Origin of the sequence: Escherichia sp. KTE159 (assembly GCF_000408805.1) — a bacterium.
Classification (GTDB): domain Bacteria; phylum Pseudomonadota; class Gammaproteobacteria; order Enterobacterales; family Enterobacteriaceae; genus Escherichia; species Escherichia marmotae.
The window spans coordinates 97,965-114,929 of the sequence record NZ_KE137293.1; the positions used below are offsets into that span (position 1 = coordinate 97,965).

Consider the following 16,965-nt stretch of genomic DNA (forward strand, 5'->3'; position numbering starts at 1 on the left):
GGAGACGCACCAGTACTGGCGGTGGTCACGTAGATCCGCCCCTTAAAAGCCATGCAGAATAATGCAACTATTGCGGGCGTCGGCTAATCATCTTCTAAAGGTGGAATTTTGATGCCACTAATTAGCAGTACTTTCCGGTATGCCTCAAAAATAATGTTGTGTGTTTTTTGTAAATCATCGAGCATTTTTTGCCGTCCTGCTGGGGTATCTTTGGCGAAATTATGAGCGCGAAAAAAATCATGTGCCAAGTAGTTTCGAGCTGATAGAGCCAGTTCTACATGTTGTAGCGTTTCATCATCTGCCACCCCTTTTTTACGCAATAAATTGCTTAGTCTGCCTAATGTTAACTTATCAAATTTTAAGAATTTTTCTTTTAATGTTGGAATGTCTTCGCCTTGCTTCATTTCATGTTCGATAAGGACATTAATCAGTTCAACTTCCAACAATTGTGCAGCTTCTGAGGTGTAACCGAACTTCCAAAAGACTTCATCAAGCGTTGCCATGTGTTCCACTCAAGATAAATGCAGGTTATGAAAAAGAAGAATGATGATGGAAATTCCAGATGAAGTCTAACGCCTCGCTCCGCTCGTTGTTCAACCCCGCCAGCCCTGAAAACAAGTTTCACGACTGGCGGCGTTCTCTATCGTCTGCGTGGTGGTGGCGTAACTCTTGATTGACCGATATGGTTAAACCGCCCGTAATTATCCCGGACTATTTCGGCACACACGACCAGCTCATCGGGCGTCAGATTTTCGTTGACCATAATCCGCTGTAAACGCTGAACAATAGCCATCAGCTTGATATTTTTAGTTTTATGGTGCGGTATCTCGCCTGGTATTCTGTGCATTATCCAAGCCACCCGTTTTGCTGTGCACGCTCCATCTGTTCATCTGAATAGTTCCATGCTCCATCCGTGGCAACCATTGCCCCGCCAGACATCCCCGTCTCTGGTTCATACATAACAGCAAGGCCGAGCTGATGCATAATTTCATGATTAATTCTGAATACCAGACCACGCTCACTAAGTTCTTTCCAGTTCACAATCTCATATGCGCCTGTATTAAGCCGCTCAATACTTAGCAAGACATAATCTTCCAGCCAGTCTGACAGGTCAGTAACATCTGTTATCCGGGCTTCAACCTTTCGCCCCGTATACACACCCTGCACCCATTCATGCAAAATCAACGTGTCCCCGCGCTCATAATTACGGTCATTTTTCCGAAACTCTGCACGTTTATGTCCTTCCAGCACAAGGTCGAAATATTTTGCGTGCAGCTTTACCTCGTGAATTTTTGCCATTATGTCCACTCCATTACTGTTGAGAATCCCGGCCACTCATCAGCGACCGGATACGTGAATTTTTTCCCGTCGTAATTTACGGTTGCCCCACGCGCCAGCGCCTCAAGCTCCCATCGCTGAGGCCTGATACCGTTCTGAGCAAGGTCAACACGGATACGGGTAATTTGCATTCTTTCCGACCGGGTCAGTCTGGCCGATGGTGCAATTTCATGCGGTTTTAACGGGCTTCCGTTTCTTTGCTGACGATTTGGTGTTCTCATGTCGTGTTTTAATGCGCCCCTGAGCGCCCTCACGACCTCCTGGTCATTCCATTCGATAACACCGTCATCAACCAGATTAAGCACTGCTGCGGCGTGTTCAGAAGGTGTGGGAGCCGGTAACGAAGCATCACCGCCGGTGAACTTTCCACAGTTATTGACAGGACTCCGAGGCGCGGCGATGCCGCTTTTTAAAGTCAAAGGCTCAACGACCGGAACTTTCGGCACAATGCGCCAGTCCGTCGTTCTGGTGATATGAATATGTCGCGCGCCGAGATGCGGCGCGTAAATGCCGACCACTCTCTCGACTTCTTCTTCGTACTCGTTAACGTCTTCCGACGGGCTACGGGCAACCCTGACAGTCTGACAATCGCGCGGGACATTTGCCCCACCCTGCGCGCTGATATACAACGCAAAATCACCACTGTCTGCGGCGGCGCGTGCAGCCTCGACGCGCTCGTCAAACTCATCAGCAATGCTGACGCCGCGAGGCAATTTGCGTAGTTCACGGTAAGCCCCCATTGTCGGCAGACCAACCGTTTTAAATTGCGGAATGCGCCACGTTGACGCCCATGCGGTAACAGCCGCAGCAGTGTCTTTCAGCGGCCTGCCGGTATCGTTATCGAGCTGACCATCCAGTGCATAGCCGTCGATGTTTTTTGAGATGTATTTCGCGATATACCCCGCAGCACCGCCCCGGTTAAGGTGTTTTGCCTGAAAACGGTTTCGCGCGGCTCCTCTTTCGTCGCCATCCTCTTTGAGCGCGTAGCGACGCATGATTTCGATAATCTGGTTACGCTGGCGTGGATTACAAAAAAGCATCATATGCCAGTGCGGCGTTCCGTCGTGGTGTGGTTCAACAACACGCAAACCGTAGGCCTGTAAATCATTATCCTTGAATGCCGTGCGCATCAGGCTCCAGATACGGCAGAGATAACGCTGCGCATCCTTTGGATTAAATGCCTCATCGTTCCAGCCGTGATTTAGCTGGACGGTTTTACTTTCGCCTTTTCTGACCTGACGTGTCGGGTGATACTTTGACGGCGCGGTAAGCGTGATAAACATCCCCACATCACCCTCTGCGGCGGCGTAACGCTCAATACCGGCGATGGTGTTCATCAGCTCCATCCGGCGAATTTCTGGATTTGAAATACTGCCCATCACCTTACTGATAAGGTCGATGCGCTCGCCGGTTTCCTTGTTTTCAAGGTCACACGATTTAAGAAATTCCAGATTTGCCTGGCGGCGTGCACGTACATCACGAATGGCATGTTTACTGGCATAAGGAGAACGGTCTTTATTGACCTCCCCGACAGCAATCAGTAACGCCTCATGCCAGCGCATGCGCTGGCCTTTGAGCTGATGAGTCCACCACTCATCGTTAAACAGACGGGCAATGGCAGAATACGCCTGCCTCGTGGTCATCTGTCCTTTACGGTATTTTTTCCAGTAGAGCGGGGAAATATTGAAAGCACGTGCAGCGCCAGCAACATGACCATACAGGTGAGCCTGCGCCTCATCCGTAAACAGCGATTCTTTTTCGCCATGCGCATCCACCCAGGCATCGCTGAGTTCCTCATACATCATGAAAAGCTGCGATGAGATACGGGCGGCAAACTTTTTCAGCTCTTTGTCATTCATTCCAGGCAGGCGCGCATAGTGGTCACGCTCTGCCAGAAACAGCAACGACGCGTCGGTGTTCATTTCATGGCGCTGATTCACACGCTCAATGCGCGGCCATAAACGACGCTGAAAAGTGGATGTGAGGAAATAAAACCCGTGCACCGGGCTTTTATTGCGCCGGATGTAGTCATAGCGTGAAGTAAACAGCGAGCGCAAAAAGTAAGGCAGGCGGTTAATCGTGGATAAAACACCTTGCACCTGACGCATCTCGTCACGTGTAAGGGGTCTTTCGCGCCCGACAGCCTCGCGTGGCGCGTTCCATGCATAAGCACCGGTAAACGCCTTACCGGTGCCTGCGGCAAATGCTGACGGAGGGACAAAACGCCCGGAGGCTTTAACGGCCATATGAGCCAAAAGCCTCTGAGCAACGCTTGCTGAGTTGCTCAACCTGCGCGTTTAAATCAGCAAAAGACTTTGCGCTTCCGGTCAGAATATCGTGATGCATCAGGCCGGAAACGAGCTGGCTTAATTTCGGGTAATAACCAACCACCGCCAGCCATTCCTGACCGGCGTTTTTACCGCTTTCCGCTCTCTTTTTCTCGTGGAGAATAAACTGAAAGCTGTCACTGGTAACGACATAACGTTCGCCAATTTCAATACGAATACTCATGCCGTTCTCCGGTAATGTTTGTTTTTTGCTTCAAAGACTGACTGACAGGAAACACAACGCGTGGCTGACGGATAAGCCGCACGACGGGCAGCAGGTATTGGCGCATCACACTCTTCGCAAACCAGCGCAGAAGCACCGCAATGTTTTACCCTTGCCGCGTTAATCTGGCGCTCCAGTAATTCAGCCTGTTGTTCCTGAATAAAATCTACGTTGTCCGGCATTACCAGTTCCTTTTGTCGTTCAGTTTTTTAAATTCATCAGCGCAATAGCTGGCGATTTCTGTCGTTAATTTCGTCAGTTCATCCACGGAGGAAATTTGCTTGTGGAATACAGCGCGTTTAACAAGTAAATTGACCACATCAGACAGGAGGTTTAATTCACTCTGATAAATCGCGATAACAGATTCAGTTATTTCGCGTTTTTCTTTATCAAGACCAAGTTGAATAAGAGACAAATCGCCATTTTTCATAACGGCGATTTTTAAGGCATTGTTCAGTAAAACAACTGAACGAGAACAGGACATCAAAGCACCTCCCCGCGAGACAATCCGATGTTGTGAAATTTTTCCGACTCCTGACTGAGCAGCTCGACTATCTCCACGCGGGATAACTCCGCCTTTGTGATGTGGCGAATCATGGCGTCAAGATGAGAAAAAAAGCGCGTCGCTGCATCGGCCTGTGCTTCGGTTCTGGCCTGTTGCAGCAGTAATGCGTATTTACCGCACTGATTTTCAGAAACTGTATGCATGACTTTCTCCAGGCAAAAAGAAGCCCCGCACAATTAAGTGCGTTAAAAACTCTGGTTAATTACTTAATGCAGATATTGCTCTGGTTTTACCGATGTCAGAATTGTCGGTGCATACTCAAACAGACTGAATAATTCACGTAATGCACGGAATAAAGCATCACGCCAGTAACATGATTCTTCATTAATTCGCCAGTATGGCTGGTTGAATTCTTTTTCTGTCAGTCGTGCATGCATAAATAAAGTACGACGCTGGCTGACTGTTAAAAAACTAATATATGCATACTCACTTGCACCGACCTGACGGCGTTTTGAGAATGCCCCACGCAATTCATCAATTGCACAAACCAGCCGTTCACGTTCGACATCGTTCATTTCTTCGAAACGCATCGTTGCGTGACGTTGTTTTAACTGCGCATGGAAGCAAACCGTTAGCCGTTCACGTTCCATCATCTGATTATAATAATCACATGTCTCCTGCCAGCGAGGGACGGCCAGATGCTTACCAATTATCCGGCGCATAGCTGCTGGCTGTTTTTCGACGAGATTAAGTGTCATCACTGTCATTTCCAGACCCTCCGGCTTTTCAGAAAGGTCAGAGCCTTTTTTAACGGACTCTGTTTTTTGGTACGGATAATGATTCCCTTGCGCCCCTTCCCGTGGGTGATGGTGAAGTCAATCGCCCTGGGGCTTTCGTTACGCAGTAACTGAGCAATACAACGCGGTTCACTCATAATCACAACCCCATCCACAAAAGCCATGCATCACGCTGTTCAACCGGCCGGTTATAAAACGCCTCACGTACAGCGCGATTAAACTCTGGAATGAAAACCCATTTCTCACCGGCACGAGCCTTAGGCTTATTTGGATCTCGAAGCTCAATAACCGGTAGCTTGTTAGCCTTGATCATTTCTGTAACTGCGGTTTTTGGTTTACCCAATAAATCTGCAAATTTTTCCGCATGTACCGCATCGAGCGGGTACTTGATCACATAATCATTCGCTTCCATCTATGTTACCCTCATAGGATCCAGCCCCTTAAAAACCGCTTGAAACCGTTTAAGCGGCGCTGGACTCGCGCCCGAAAAGGTTCTGGATTAATGACCTTTTTCGGGGAATATAGTCATTAAGTCAGGACTATGTCAAATGAATATCGCACAGAAATTAAGAGCAATAAGAAAATCGGAAGGGCTAACTCAAGCAAAATTCAGTGAAATCAGTGGAATAGCATTAGGGACGCTAAAGAATTACGAGGGAGGGCATCAAGACCCAGGCATCCAAGTTGTGTTGCAAGTCACCAACACACCTCAGTTTCAAAAATACACACTATGGCTTATGACAGATAAAACAGCGCCGGAAGCAGGACAAATCGCACCGGCTCTCGCACACATTGGGCCAGAGTCAACAGAATCCAGCCTCTCCGCGAAAAGGATTGGCTAACTCTATATAAAGATTACATTTTCACCATTTGCTTCCAGAATGGTGAATACAGCGCCGGAGGGCTTTCTTATGGCAATTAAGAAGCTCGATGATGGTCGCTATGAAGTGGACATTAGACCTCGCGGTCGCGATGGAAAACGCATCCGCAGGAAGTTTGAGAGAAAGGCTGAAGCAGTTGCATTTGAGCGATACACAATTGCCAATGCCAGCCAGAAAGAATGGGGAGGCCAGCGAGCAGACCGCCGAACGTTGACTGAGTTATTGGACATCTGGTGGAAATATCACGGACAAAACCATGAGCATGGAACAAAAGAGTTTAATCATCTGCTCAAAACTATCAGTGGAATAGGTGATATACCAGTTAGCCGGATGAGTAAAAGGGCTTTGATGGATTATCGCTCCGTGCGGCTACGTGATGGCATTAGTGCTGCAACGATAAATCGTGACATGTACCGATTGTCAGGCATGTTCACTAAATTAATTCAATTGGATGAATTTTCCGGGCAACATCCAATTCACGGACTGCCGCCACTGGCGGAGACCAATCCGGAAATGACGTTTCTGGAAAAATCAGAAATCGAAAAACTGTTAAATGTTTTGGTTGGTGATGACTTACTGGTCGCGCTTTTATGCCTAAGCACTGGCGGAAGATGGACGGAAGTTGCCACGCTAAAACCAGCGCAGATTACAAGTTGTAGAGTTACCTTTTTGAAAACCAAAAACGGTAAAAAGCGAACCGTGCCGATTTCTGAGGAACTAGAGAAAAAAGTTAAAGAGGAGGCCAGCGCCAAATTGTTCAAAGTTGATTATGAGAAGTTTTGCGGGATTTTACGCAGAGTGAAACCTGATATACCACCCAATCAGGCAACCCACATCCTGCGGCATACATTCGCAAGCCATTTCATGATGAATGGGGGCAATATAATTGCACTGCAACAGATTCTGGGACATGCGAGCATCCAGCAGACGATGGCCTACGCGCATCTTGCGCCGGACTACCTACAGAATGCCGTCGCGCTGAATCCTCTAAAAGGCGGAGTGACGTTATAATTTTCCCTTCCGAGTGTCCACATAGTGTCCACACTCAAGAAGTTTTGAAACCACTCCAAACCCTTACAGCTTTCGATAAGTGACTGTTTTTACTTTTGATTGTATGTAAGTGATTGATAAAAAAAACCCCCACATCATGTGGGGGAAGACAGGGATGGTGTCTATGGCAAGGAAAACAGGGTTTACTACTGGGAACGTGAGTTGCTACTACTCAATAGCTTCAACGATGAACTTTTTTGCCATTGCGTCACGTCGCGCAACTGCTCCATTCGCTGTTGATGTTTCTCGTTTAAAACCGCTTGCTGCTCCGGCGTTAACAGGTGATACATTTGGTTGCGGACTTTAGCCATCTCAACCTGGCGAGCGATCTGCTCTTTCGCCATTTTTTCTGCCTGAGCGCGCACAGCGTTTTCATCAAAATTTTCTGCGGTGACAAGGCGATGCATTGTCTCCACTTCGCTAACATTAACAGGAGGCTGTTCGTGCCGGGCCTGTTGCATAAGATCTCGCATCTGCTGACGCTGATGTTCGGTTAAACTTATGCCGTCGAACATATGGCTCTGCGTACTGCGCTGCGCAAGTTCTTCGCCCGGATGCCAGTTATCGCCTGAACCGACTTCAGCAGCGTGGCTTAGTGAACTGACTGCCAGCGTTGAGGCCATGACGGCAACGGTAACTATGCGCATCATTTGCTCCCAAAATCTTTCTGTCGCGATTCAACGATAGAGAGTTTACGATTCAGGCTGCAAACATGCGTCAGGGGGTGTAAAACAACGTAAAGTCATGGATTAGCGACGTCTGATGACGTAATTTCTGCCTCGGAGGTAATTAAAGAATGAATAAAATCTTGTTAGTTGATGATGACCGAGAGCTAACGTCCCTGTTAAAGGAACTGCTCGAGATGGAAGGTTTCGACGTGATTGTTGCCCATGATGGAGAACAGGCGCTTGATCTTCTGGACGACAGCATTGATTTACTTTTGCTTGATGTGATGATGCCGAAGAAAAATGGTATCGATACATTGAAGGCACTTCGCCAGACACACCAGACGCCTGTCATTATGTTAACAGCGCGCGGCAGTGAACTTGATCGCGTTCTTGGCCTTGAGCTGGGCGCGGATGACTATCTCCCGAAACCGTTTAATGATCGTGAGCTGGTTGCACGTATTCGCGCGATCCTGCGCCGTTCGCACTGGAGCGAGCAACAGCAAAATAGCGACAACGGTTCACCGACGCTGGAAGTAGATGCGTTAGTGCTGAATCCAGGTCGTCAGGAAGCCAGCTTCGACGGACAAACGTTGGAGTTAACCGGTACTGAATTTACCCTGCTCTATTTGCTGGCGCAGCATCTGGGCCAGGTAGTTTCTCGCGAGCATTTAAGCCAGGAAGTGCTGGGCAAACGCCTGACGCCTTTCGACCGTGCTATCGATATGCACATCTCCAACCTGCGCCGTAAGCTGCCGGATCGCAAAGACGGGCATCCGTGGTTTAAAACGTTGCGTGGTCGCGGCTATCTGATGGTTTCTGCTTCATGATAGGCAGTTTAACCGCGCGCATCTTCGCCATCTTCTGGCTGACGCTGGCGCTGGTGTTGATGCTGGTTTTGATGTTACCCAAGCTCGATTCACGCCAGATGACCGAGCTTCTGGATAGCGAACAGCGTCAGGGGCTGATGATTGAGCAGCATGTCGAAGCGGAACTGGCGAACGATCCCCCCAACGATTTAATGTGGTGGCGTCGCCTGTTCCGTGCCATTGATAAATGGGCACCACCTGGTCAGCGTTTATTACTGGTAACCACCGAAGGCCGCGTGATCGGTGCTGAACGCAGCGAAATGCAGATCATTCGCAACTTTATTGGTCAGGCGGATAACGCCGATCACCCGCAGAAGAAAAAGTATGGTCGCGTGGAACTGGTCGGGCCGTTCTCTGTGCGCGACGGTGAAGATAATTACCAGCTCTATCTGATTCGCCCGGCCAGCAGTTCTCAATCCGATTTCATCAACTTACTGTTTGACCGCCCGCTATTACTGTTAATTGTCACCATGTTGGTCAGTACGCCGTTGCTGTTGTGGTTGGCCTGGAGTCTGGCAAAACCGGCGCGCAAGCTGAAAAACGCTGCCGATGAAGTCGCTCAGGGGAACTTACGTCAGCACCCGGAACTGGAAGCGGGGCCACAAGAATTTCTTGCCGCAGGTGCCAGTTTTAACCAGATGGTGACTGCGCTGGAACGCATGATGACCTCCCAGCAGCGCCTGCTTTCTGATATCTCTCACGAGCTGCGCACGCCGCTGACGCGTCTGCAACTGGGTACGGCGTTACTACGCCGTCGTAGTGGCGAAAGTAAGGAACTGGAGCGCATTGAAACCGAAGCACAACGTCTGGACAGCATGATCAACGACCTGTTGGTGATGTCACGTAATCAGCAGAAAAACGCGCTGGTAAGCGAGACCATCAAAGCCAACCAGTTGTGGAGCGAAGTGCTGGATAACGCAGCGTTCGAAGCGGAGCAGATGGGCAAGTCGTTTACCGTTAACTTCCCGCCAGGGCCGTGGCCGCTGTACGGCAACCCAAATGCCCTGGAAAGTGCGCTGGAAAACATTGTCCGTAATGCCCTGCGTTATTCCCATACGAAGATTGAAGTGGGCTTCGCGGTAGATAAAGACGGTATCACCATTACGGTGGATGACGATGGTCCTGGCGTTAGCCCGGAAGATCGCGAACAGATTTTCCGTCCGTTTTATCGCACCGATGAAGCGCGCGATCGTGAATCTGGCGGTACGGGTCTGGGGCTGGCGATTGTCGAAACCGCCATCCAGCAGCACCGTGGTTGGGTGAAAGCTGAAGACAGTCCGCTGGGCGGTTTACGGCTGGTAATTTGGCTGCCGCTGTATAAGCGGAGCTAAACACCGCGCAGGGCAGCTTTTATAAGCCGGATAAGGCGTTTACGCCGCATCCGGCATTTGAGCGGACGCCTGATGCGACGCTGGTTGCGTCTTATCAGGCCTACTCTCCGCTTTTTATTTTCCCCACAAACGCCGCGAAAAATCTTCAATCTTGCCGCTAAGTCGGCGCTTCTGCATCGTCCGCGTCCAGCTTTTCGACAGCCCGGCAGCGGAGAGTAAACGGTGATACTGCTCATCATCAAACGGCATATGCCAAGCAATGGCTATTGCCTCCTGCACGGTGACATCACTGACGCGGGAAACCAACTCCAGCGGCGCATCTGCAGATATCAACCCCGGCGCAATCACGCTATATAACCAGCCAGTTTTTCCGGCATTTTGCATCAACTGCGCCATATCGCTGATGTCAAAATGATAATTGAGTTTAAAGCACGGTGACCGCGGTTGGGTAACCTGAATCAAAGCCTCGCCCCAGCGGAAAATATCGCCAATATAAACATTGCTTTCCGTCAGACCGTCGGTTGAGAGGTTTTCACCAAACGCAGGCGCAACAAACAAATCCGCCTGTTCCGGAAATTCCCGCGCCCAATAAAGATAATGTTCACGAGGATAGTGACACAGCGCCCTGTCTGGTCCGCCATGAATTTTCTTCTCTGCCTGCTCGTCACCTTCCAGCCCCAGCTCTGTCAACATCAACTCGCCATCGACCTGGATTTTCGCAATCGCACTTGGACGGCTTTCCGGATATTCCCGAACCTTGCCTGCGTATACATCAACTGGATATCGCATCTGTTCCCTCTCCACCGAGAAATTTCCCCATTAGACCATATTTATTTTACGTCAGGCGCGCAAAATGAGAGCACGGTTCACATGATGACGCCTTAGAAATGTTATCAATGAGATGAATTTGAAACGCCATTTCATTATAAGGAGTGTTCAACGTGACCGAGCAAACACAGTTTTCTGGCGTCTGGTGTCCTTCCATTACGCCAATGGATAAAGACGGTAATGTGGATCTTAACGGGCTGAAGCGACATCTGCAGCGATTAACGGAAGCCAACATTGATGTGATATTGCTGATGGGCAGCATTGGTGAATTTGCCTCTTTCACCCTCGAAGAGAGACTCATGCTTATCCGCGAGGCGCGTACCATGAGCACATTAAAAATGGTCGCTAACGTTTCTTCCACATGCACTCACGATGTACTGGTGATGGCACAAGAAGCGTATCGCACAGGCTATGATGCAGTGATGATCCTGCCGCCTTACTACTACGGCCAGACGGCGAAGCAATTATTAAGCTATTTCCGCCATCTGGGTCGCGAGTTACGGGGAAAATGGTTCGCATATAACTTCCCGGCGCGGACCGGTTGTGATTTAACCCCAGACCTGGTCGCCACGCTGGCGAGTGAATTTCCTCACTTTGCCGGGATTAAAGACACTGTCGATTGCCAGTCGCACACCCGCAGCATGATTCAGGCAACACAGTCTGTTCGTTCTGATTTTGCTGTACTTTCGGGCTATGACGAGTATTACATTCCTAATCTGCTAGCCGGTGGCGCGGGGATAATATCCGGCCTGAACAACGTTATGCCGGAACTGTTTGTCGAAGCCCGTGAAGCCTTCAAACGCGGCGACCTGGCGGCTTTACAAGAGATTCAGCAACAGATTGGCACTTATATGTCCATCTACGCCATTGGTGAGGATTTTGTCACTACTATCAAGACGGTGGTATCGCGTAAGTTTGGTTATTGCACTGGAGTATCACGCAATGCGGGTGGCGAGTTAAGCGAAAGTGAATGTCGAACAATTGACGAGGTCTTTGTCAGATAACGCAAGAAGCCGGATGACGACAAACCATCCGGCCCCTTGATTTAAATGGATGGGGGATTATTTCACCGCACCTAATATTTCGATCTTCGCCACTCTGGCTTTAACTTTACGCGACCAGACAGAAGTCAAAATCGGCACCAGAATCGAAGTCACAATCACCGACGTTGCCACCAGTGAGGTTGCTGCTGGAGCCATAGGTTTAAAGGCCGGGATCATTTCTGCAATCAGTACCGGCGTAGCCACCGCAGCACCGGCAGAACTGGAAGCCGCAATTCCGGCAGTACCATCGCCACCACCAATCAACTTATCAGCAATAATCAATGGAATACCGGTCACGACAATCACCGCCACACCCAGCAAGATCCCCAGCAAACCAGTCTGAGCAATCACGGTTAAATCAATGGTATTGCCCAATGCAAAGGCAAAGAACGGGATCAGCGTCTGGACTGCTTTGCTGAAAAATTCTCGCAACTCAGGGTCAAGGTTCCCTAACGCAAAGCCTACGAGGAAAGGTAATACCGCACCGACAAAAACATGCGGTTCGAACGAGGCAATTCCGGCGGTTCCCAGAATAATCATCGTCATGAGCGGCCCGGACTCCAGCGACATCAACACAAACGCTCCGGCCTCTTCTTTGGTGCCATACTGTTGCATGATCGAAGCGTAAAGCCCGCCGTTGGTCATATCCATTGCCGCCACCAGCGCCAGCGTTGAAAGTCCGGCAAAGAATCCGACTTCAACGCCATGTTCGGGAATAATGCGCGAGGCAATTGCCGCAACCACCCATGCAACAGCAATTTTGGTTACCACCAACGTGCCGGATTTACGCAACACCGTTCCCGTCGCGCTTAATTTGATCGACGCCCCCATGCAGAAAAACCACACCGCCAGAATCGGCACCGTGCCGGTAATCATCCCGTTAGTGAATGAGCCAAAGTATTTTCCCGCCCCTGGCGAGAAGGTGTGACACAGTGCGCCAAGGAACAACGGGATGAGCATCATCCCCCCTGGGATTTTCTCTATCGTGCGTTTTATCTGCATTTTCATCACCTATCGGCATATTTTTATAGGCTGATGCATACGTCCTTCACGGTGCATCAGTGTTGATGGAAACGAAGATAGACATTCAACAGAGCAATAAAAGTGATCAAAACCACACCAATTGAAACGTTGTTTTATTTTTATAGGATCATTGTTTTTATTTTGAAATTGATCACAAAAAAACCACCGCTATCTGCGATGGTTTGTTTTTTATGCTGGCAAATGGCGTTAACGCCTCATTGCAGCAGGCAATATGCGATTATTTTTTCGCGGCGAAACGTGCCGCTGCTTCGTCCCAGTTCACCACGTTCCAGAACTCTTTAATGTAGTCCGGACGGCGGTTCTGGAATTTCAGGTAGTAAGCGTGTTCCCACACATCCAGACCCAGAACAGGGAAGCCGGAAGCGCCAGAGATAGCTTCGCCCATCAGCGGGGAGTCCTGGTTAGCAGTAGAAACCACCGCCAGTTTATCGCCTTTCAGCACCAGCCATGCCCAGCCGGAACCAAAGCGGGAAGCTGCCGCTTTCTCAAATTCTGCTTTGAAGTTATCAACGGAACCGAAATCACGTTCGATAGCCGCTTTCAGATCGCCCTGCAGGGTGGTGCCTTTTTTCAGGCCTTTCCAGAACAGGCTGTGGTTAGCATGGCCGCCTGCGTTGTTGCGCAAAACGGTTTTCTTGTCTGCTGGCAGTTGATCCAGCTTAGTGATCAACTCTTCAACCGGCAGGTTGGCAAATTCTGGCAGGCTTTCCAGCGCCGCGTTAGCGTTGTTGACGTAGGCCTGATGGTGTTTGGTGTGGTGGATTTCCATGGTCTGCTTATCGAAGTGCGGTTCCAGGGCATCGTAAGCATACGGCAGGGATGGCAGGGTGTAGCTCATATTCATCTCCAGTATTGTCGGGCGGCCGATTGTTAATGCCGCGTAAGCAGTTGGTTCATTATAGTTAATTAAATGATATTGAAAATGATTATCAATGCCGTACTTTTCGTAAGGATATGGTTTTGCAGGAAAATGCCAGAGATGTGAGCCAAATCACCCACTTAATGCCGTGATTGCCAGTAAATCGGCAACGGCGGCAACAGGCGAAAGGTTAATCGACTGCACGATTTTTACACTCATCTCGTCGGAGATGTGACGCGACGAAAAATGATGAGGATAAGAAAATGAGTAACGCGATTACGATGGGGATTTTTTGGCATTTGATCGGCGCGGCCAGTGCAGCCTGTTTTTACGCTCCGTTCAAAAAAGTAAAAAAATGGTCATGGGAAACCATGTGGTCAGTCGGTGGAATTGTCTCGTGGATTATTCTGCCGTGGGCTATCAGCGCCATGCTACTACCTGATTTCTGGGCATATTATAGCTCGTTCAGCCTCTCTACCTTGCTGCCGGTATTTTTGTTTGGCGCAATGTGGGGGATTGGTAATATCAACTACGGCCTGACCATGCGTTATCTCGGCATGTCGATGGGGATAGGTATCGCCATTGGCATTACGTTGATCGTCGGTACACTGATGACGCCAATTATCAACGGCAATTTCGATGTGTTAATTAATACCGACGGTGGGCGAATGACGTTGCTCGGCGTGCTGGTAGCGCTGATTGGCGTGGGAATTGTGACCCGCGCCGGGCAATTGAAAGAGCGCAAAATGGGCATTAAAGCCGAAGAGTTCAACCTGAAAAAAGGGCTGGTACTGGCGGTGATGTGCGGCATTTTCTCTGCAGGGATGTCCTTTGCGATGAACGCCGCAAAACCAATGCATGAAGCGGCTGCCGCGTTGGGTGTTGATCCATTGTATGTCGCTCTGCCAAGCTATGTTGTCATCATGGGCGGCGGCGCGATTATTAACCTCGGTTTCTGTTTTATTCGTCTGGCAAAAGTGAAAGATTTGTCGCTAAAAGCCGACTTCTCGCTGGCAAAACCGCTGATCATTCACAACATATTGCTCTCGGCGCTGGGCGGTTTGATGTGGTATCTGCAATTCTTTTTCTATGCCTGGGGTCACGCCCGCATTCCGGCGCAATATGACTACATCAGTTGGATGCTGCATATGAGTTTCTACGTTCTGTGCGGCGGTATCGTCGGTCTGGTTCTGAAAGAGTGGAACAATGCGGGTCGCCGTCCGGTAACGGTGTTGAGCCTCGGCTGTGTGGTGATTATTGTCGCCGCCAACATCGTTGGTATGGGCATGGCGAATTAATCTTTCTGGGAACAGAGATGACGCCACTGGCTGGGCGTCATCCCGGTTTCCCGGGTAAACACCACCGAAAAGTAGTTGCTGTCTTCAAAGCCACATTCTGTCGAGATATCACTGATTAACAGGCGGCTATGCTGGAGAAGATATTGCGCATGGCACACTCTGACCTGCCGCAGATATTGATTGATGGTCATGCCGGTCTGCTGGCGAAATTGCTGACGCAGGACGCGTTCACTGCACGATGCCTCATCACAAAATTTATCCAGCGCAAAGGGACTTTTCAGGCTGGCCGCCAGCCGGGTAATCAGCTTATCCAGCAACGTTTCGCTGGATGTTGGCGGCAACGAATCACTGGTGTAACGATGACGCTTCAAAAGCATCACCAACTGCCCAAACAGTAACTCCGCCATCTCGTTGGCGAACGGTGCATGCTGACTGCTTTCGTGCTCAAGCTGACCGATAACCTGCCGCGCCTGTGCCATGCCTACGCTACCTAAACGCCAGTGTGATTGTCCTGCGCTGGCGTTAAATCCCGGAATCGCCCCCTGCCAGTCAAGACTAAGCGTCAGTCGCTCCGGACAATAAATAATGTTCTGCAACACCAGATCGTTAACGGAAGCGTAGGAGTGTTTATCATCAGCGTGAATATAAAAGAGATCGCCACGGGTAATGCGATAAGGGCGATCGTTGAGCACATGCAGACCATTACCGCGCCAGACGATCACCAGTTCACAAAAATCATGTGTATGTTCGGCAAAGACATCCTGCGGATAACGGTCAGCAACAGCGACCGCCTGCTGTTCGCTGGCAAAAAAATCTTTTTTGCGAAGGATTAACTGATGAACCACCGTGCCACCTCAGCCAGAAAACGCATTTGATTATTCATAATCTGGCGTGGAAATACGTTGAGAAGATTCGCGTTATTGCAGAAAACCATCCCGCCCCTGGCGAATATCACGCGGTGACCAGTTAAACTCACGGCGAAACAGCGTCGAAAAGTGGTTACTGTCGCTGAACCCGCAGCGATATGCTATTTCGGTCACGCTGGCCTCGCTATGACGTAACAGATGACGCGCCTTCACCAACCGTAAACGGTTAAGGTAACGCTGGGGAGTCAAACCGGTTTGCTGTTTTAGCTGACGATGCAAAGTGCGTAGTGACAGAGAAAACTTATCCGCCACCGTTTCCCAATTCACCTCGTCGGCAAAATGCTCCTCCAGCCAGGCCAGGAGCAAGTTCAGACGTGATTCACGACTTTCCATACTCTCCTGCAAACTGTTTTTACGCAGCAAGAGCAGTAATTGCATAAACAAAATCTCGCGACTGGCTTTCGAGGGTAAATCACTCGCCCTTTCATGCTGTTCCAGTTGCGAAACCAGTTGCCGCACCTGCTGCAATACGCTTTGGCTCACGCGCCAGTGAGACGGATATTGCCCGTCCAGCTCTTGCGGAAGAAGCTGATGCAGCCCGGCGAGAAACTGAAATCGATCCGGTGAGCGATACAGCACATTGGTCAAACACAGATTGTCCGTATGTTCGTATAAATGCCGATCATGATCGCGCACGAAGCAGATTGTGCCACCGGAGATGGTATAAGGCTGCCCATTGAAAACGTGGATACCCGTGCCATATTCAACAATCACAATCTCATGAAAATCATGGTGATGCTCAGGGAAATCAGCTTGCGGAAGCCGGGGCTCTATCGCCACGGACGCGTGACCAGACGGAAAAAAATCCACACTTTGTAATACGGTCATACTGGCCTCCTGATGTCATCAACATGGCGGAATAGTAATCAAGCGGTTTGGTTCTTACCTTAAATTTTTGACGGCAAAACTCGTAAAAAATGTCGATTTTTCAAGATACAGCGTGAATTTTCAGGAAATGCGGCAAACATCACACCACCACAA

Annotated in this window: 23 protein-coding genes; 6 read left to right on the forward strand and 17 right to left on the reverse strand. The window is 49.6% G+C overall.

The features are described 5' to 3' along the window. Positions 1–83: 83 nt before the first annotated feature. From A31E_RS04560 to A31E_RS04520, 11 genes are all read right to left on the reverse strand, one after another. A complete protein-coding gene (locus tag A31E_RS04560) occupies positions 84–503 on the reverse strand; it encodes a hypothetical protein (RefSeq protein WP_016249390.1) in 420 nt (139 codons plus the stop codon). A 137-nt stretch (positions 504–640) separates the two neighbouring features. After that, positions 641–847, reverse strand: coding sequence for a hypothetical protein (locus A31E_RS26480; protein WP_071790973.1), 207 nt, complete (start codon positions 845–847; stop codon positions 641–643). Further along, positions 847–1,299 (reverse strand): DUF3850 domain-containing protein, encoded by a 453-nt coding sequence (locus A31E_RS04555; protein ID WP_016249391.1) that lies wholly within the window; start codon positions 1,297–1,299, stop codon positions 847–849. Before A31E_RS04555 ends, A31E_RS26480 begins: the two co-directional genes overlap by 1 nt. Next, entirely contained in the window at positions 1,299–3,584 is a 2,286-nt protein-coding gene (locus tag A31E_RS04550; RefSeq protein ID WP_016249392.1) for a replication endonuclease, read from the reverse strand. Before A31E_RS04550 ends, A31E_RS04555 begins: the two co-directional genes overlap by 1 nt. Then, a complete protein-coding gene (locus A31E_RS04545) occupies positions 3,574–3,849 on the reverse strand; it encodes a DUF5405 family protein (protein ID WP_000027664.1) in 276 nt (91 codons plus the stop codon). Before A31E_RS04545 ends, A31E_RS04550 begins: the two co-directional genes overlap by 11 nt. Next, a complete protein-coding gene (locus A31E_RS04540) occupies positions 3,846–4,070 on the reverse strand; it encodes a TraR/DksA C4-type zinc finger protein (protein WP_001113264.1) in 225 nt (74 codons plus the stop codon). Before A31E_RS04540 ends, A31E_RS04545 begins: the two co-directional genes overlap by 4 nt. Next, positions 4,070–4,372, reverse strand: a complete 303-nt coding sequence (locus tag A31E_RS04535; RefSeq protein WP_001277961.1) for a DUF5405 family protein — start codon at positions 4,370–4,372, stop codon at positions 4,070–4,072. Before A31E_RS04535 ends, A31E_RS04540 begins: the two co-directional genes overlap by 1 nt. Then, a complete protein-coding gene (locus A31E_RS04530; protein WP_001749227.1) occupies positions 4,372–4,596 on the reverse strand; it encodes a DUF2732 family protein in 225 nt (74 codons plus the stop codon). Before A31E_RS04530 ends, A31E_RS04535 begins: the two co-directional genes overlap by 1 nt. Before the next feature lie 63 nt (positions 4,597–4,659). Beyond that, positions 4,660–5,160 (reverse strand): hypothetical protein, encoded by a 501-nt coding sequence (locus tag A31E_RS04525; RefSeq protein ID WP_000217679.1) that lies wholly within the window; start codon positions 5,158–5,160, stop codon positions 4,660–4,662. Further along, positions 5,157–5,354 (reverse strand): hypothetical protein, encoded by a 198-nt coding sequence (locus tag A31E_RS26130; protein ID WP_001333116.1) that lies wholly within the window; start codon positions 5,352–5,354, stop codon positions 5,157–5,159. The genes A31E_RS04525 and A31E_RS26130 overlap by 4 nt, the downstream gene beginning before the upstream one ends. Further along, positions 5,330–5,602 carry a Cox family DNA-binding protein gene (locus A31E_RS04520; RefSeq protein ID WP_016249393.1) on the reverse strand — a complete coding sequence of 91 codons (273 nt, stop codon included), beginning with the start codon at positions 5,600–5,602 and terminating at the stop codon, positions 5,330–5,332. Before A31E_RS04520 ends, A31E_RS26130 begins: the two co-directional genes overlap by 25 nt. Positions 5,603–5,738: 136 nt before the next feature. On the opposite strand from A31E_RS04520, the gene A31E_RS04515 reads away from it, so the two are divergent. Together A31E_RS04515 and A31E_RS04510 are read left to right on the forward strand one after the other, a co-directional pair. Next, positions 5,739–6,032, forward strand: coding sequence for a helix-turn-helix domain-containing protein (locus A31E_RS04515; RefSeq protein ID WP_016249394.1), 294 nt, complete (start codon positions 5,739–5,741; stop codon positions 6,030–6,032). A 69-nt stretch (positions 6,033–6,101) separates the two neighbouring features. Continuing rightward, the gene (locus A31E_RS04510; RefSeq protein WP_016249395.1) at positions 6,102–7,082 is read left to right on the forward strand and encodes a phage integrase; all 981 of its coding nucleotides are present in this window, start codon (positions 6,102–6,104) and stop codon (positions 7,080–7,082) included. Between the two features lie 185 nt (positions 7,083–7,267). Here the strand turns inward: A31E_RS04510 and cpxP are convergent, their stop codons facing one another. Then, positions 7,268–7,768 (reverse strand): cell-envelope stress modulator CpxP, encoded by a 501-nt coding sequence (cpxP, locus tag A31E_RS04505; protein ID WP_001517491.1) that lies wholly within the window; start codon positions 7,766–7,768, stop codon positions 7,268–7,270. Between the two features lie 149 nt (positions 7,769–7,917). Here cpxP and cpxR point away from each other — a divergent pair, with 149 nt between their 5' ends. Further along, positions 7,918–8,616, forward strand: coding sequence for an envelope stress response regulator transcription factor CpxR (cpxR, locus tag A31E_RS04500; RefSeq protein ID WP_001033718.1), 699 nt, complete (start codon positions 7,918–7,920; stop codon positions 8,614–8,616). After that, a complete protein-coding gene (gene cpxA / locus A31E_RS04495; protein WP_000580416.1) occupies positions 8,613–9,986 on the forward strand; it encodes an envelope stress sensor histidine kinase CpxA in 1,374 nt (457 codons plus the stop codon). The genes cpxR and cpxA overlap by 4 nt, the downstream gene beginning before the upstream one ends. Before the next feature lie 114 nt (positions 9,987–10,100). Here cpxA and yiiM read toward each other — a convergent pair whose 3' ends face one another. Beyond that, positions 10,101–10,775 (reverse strand): 6-hydroxyaminopurine reductase, encoded by a 675-nt coding sequence (gene yiiM, locus A31E_RS04490; protein ID WP_001270231.1) that lies wholly within the window; start codon positions 10,773–10,775, stop codon positions 10,101–10,103. 152 nt (positions 10,776–10,927) lie between these two features. Between yiiM and A31E_RS04485 the strand changes: the two genes are divergently transcribed. Further along, positions 10,928–11,818, forward strand: coding sequence for a dihydrodipicolinate synthase family protein (locus A31E_RS04485; protein WP_000139749.1), 891 nt, complete (start codon positions 10,928–10,930; stop codon positions 11,816–11,818). A gap of 57 nt (positions 11,819–11,875) precedes the next feature. Here A31E_RS04485 and kdgT read toward each other — a convergent pair whose 3' ends face one another. Both kdgT and sodA read right to left on the reverse strand, forming a co-directional pair. After that, positions 11,876–12,859, reverse strand: coding sequence for a 2-keto-3-deoxygluconate transporter (kdgT, locus tag A31E_RS04480; RefSeq protein ID WP_010376485.1), 984 nt, complete (start codon positions 12,857–12,859; stop codon positions 11,876–11,878). 259 nt (positions 12,860–13,118) lie between these two features. After that, complete coding sequence (gene sodA, locus A31E_RS04475) at positions 13,119–13,739, reverse strand: superoxide dismutase [Mn] (RefSeq protein ID WP_010350891.1); 621 nt, start codon at positions 13,737–13,739, stop codon at positions 13,119–13,121. Positions 13,740–14,023: 284 nt separating this feature from the next. Between sodA and rhaT the strand changes: the two genes are divergently transcribed. Beyond that, entirely contained in the window at positions 14,024–15,058 is a 1,035-nt protein-coding gene (rhaT, locus tag A31E_RS04470) for an L-rhamnose/proton symporter RhaT (protein WP_001517487.1), read from the forward strand. On the opposite strand, the gene rhaR is transcribed toward rhaT, so the two are convergent. Both rhaR and rhaS read right to left on the reverse strand, forming a co-directional pair. Beyond that, a complete protein-coding gene (gene rhaR / locus A31E_RS04465; RefSeq protein WP_001517486.1) occupies positions 15,055–15,903 on the reverse strand; it encodes an HTH-type transcriptional activator RhaR in 849 nt (282 codons plus the stop codon). The genes rhaT and rhaR overlap by 4 nt on opposite strands. Before the next feature lie 72 nt (positions 15,904–15,975). After that, positions 15,976–16,812 carry an HTH-type transcriptional activator RhaS gene (rhaS, locus tag A31E_RS04460; protein ID WP_016249396.1) on the reverse strand — a complete coding sequence of 279 codons (837 nt, stop codon included), beginning with the start codon at positions 16,810–16,812 and terminating at the stop codon, positions 15,976–15,978. Positions 16,813–16,965 lie beyond the last annotated feature (153 nt).

Bases quoted from the DNA above. Each gene is read 5' to 3' on its own strand.
- A31E_RS04560 (WP_016249390.1), bottom strand. From the start codon at position 503: ATGGCAACGCTTGATGAAGTCTTTTGGAAGTTCGGTTACACCTCAGAA.
- A31E_RS26480 (WP_071790973.1), bottom strand. From the start codon at position 847: ATGCACAGAATACCAGGCGAGATACCGCACCATAAAACTAAAAATATC.
- A31E_RS04555 (WP_016249391.1), bottom strand. From the start codon at position 1,299: ATGGCAAAAATTCACGAGGTAAAGCTGCACGCAAAATATTTCGACCTT.
- A31E_RS04550 (WP_016249392.1), bottom strand. From the start codon at position 3,584: ATGGCCGTTAAAGCCTCCGGGCGTTTTGTCCCTCCGTCAGCATTTGCC.
- A31E_RS04545 (WP_000027664.1), bottom strand. From the start codon at position 3,849: ATGAGTATTCGTATTGAAATTGGCGAACGTTATGTCGTTACCAGTGAC.
- A31E_RS04540 (WP_001113264.1), bottom strand. From the start codon at position 4,070: ATGCCGGACAACGTAGATTTTATTCAGGAACAACAGGCTGAATTACTG.
- A31E_RS04535 (WP_001277961.1), bottom strand. From the start codon at position 4,372: ATGTCCTGTTCTCGTTCAGTTGTTTTACTGAACAATGCCTTAAAAATC.
- A31E_RS04530 (WP_001749227.1), bottom strand. From the start codon at position 4,596: ATGCATACAGTTTCTGAAAATCAGTGCGGTAAATACGCATTACTGCTG.
- A31E_RS04525 (WP_000217679.1), bottom strand. From the start codon at position 5,160: ATGACAGTGATGACACTTAATCTCGTCGAAAAACAGCCAGCAGCTATG.
- A31E_RS26130 (WP_001333116.1), bottom strand. From the start codon at position 5,354: ATGGCTTTTGTGGATGGGGTTGTGATTATGAGTGAACCGCGTTGTATT.
- A31E_RS04520 (WP_016249393.1), bottom strand. From the start codon at position 5,602: ATGGAAGCGAATGATTATGTGATCAAGTACCCGCTCGATGCGGTACAT.
- A31E_RS04515 (WP_016249394.1), top strand. From the start codon at position 5,739: ATGAATATCGCACAGAAATTAAGAGCAATAAGAAAATCGGAAGGGCTA.
- A31E_RS04510 (WP_016249395.1), top strand. From the start codon at position 6,102: ATGGCAATTAAGAAGCTCGATGATGGTCGCTATGAAGTGGACATTAGA.
- cpxP (WP_001517491.1), bottom strand. From the start codon at position 7,768: ATGCGCATAGTTACCGTTGCCGTCATGGCCTCAACGCTGGCAGTCAGT.
- cpxR (WP_001033718.1), top strand. From the start codon at position 7,918: ATGAATAAAATCTTGTTAGTTGATGATGACCGAGAGCTAACGTCCCTG.
- cpxA (WP_000580416.1), top strand. From the start codon at position 8,613: ATGATAGGCAGTTTAACCGCGCGCATCTTCGCCATCTTCTGGCTGACG.
- yiiM (WP_001270231.1), bottom strand. From the start codon at position 10,775: ATGCGATATCCAGTTGATGTATACGCAGGCAAGGTTCGGGAATATCCG.
- kdgT (WP_010376485.1), bottom strand. From the start codon at position 12,859: ATGCAGATAAAACGCACGATAGAGAAAATCCCAGGGGGGATGATGCTC.
- sodA (WP_010350891.1), bottom strand. From the start codon at position 13,739: ATGAGCTACACCCTGCCATCCCTGCCGTATGCTTACGATGCCCTGGAA.
- rhaT (WP_001517487.1), top strand. From the start codon at position 14,024: ATGAGTAACGCGATTACGATGGGGATTTTTTGGCATTTGATCGGCGCG.
- rhaS (WP_016249396.1), bottom strand. From the start codon at position 16,812: ATGACCGTATTACAAAGTGTGGATTTTTTTCCGTCTGGTCACGCGTCC.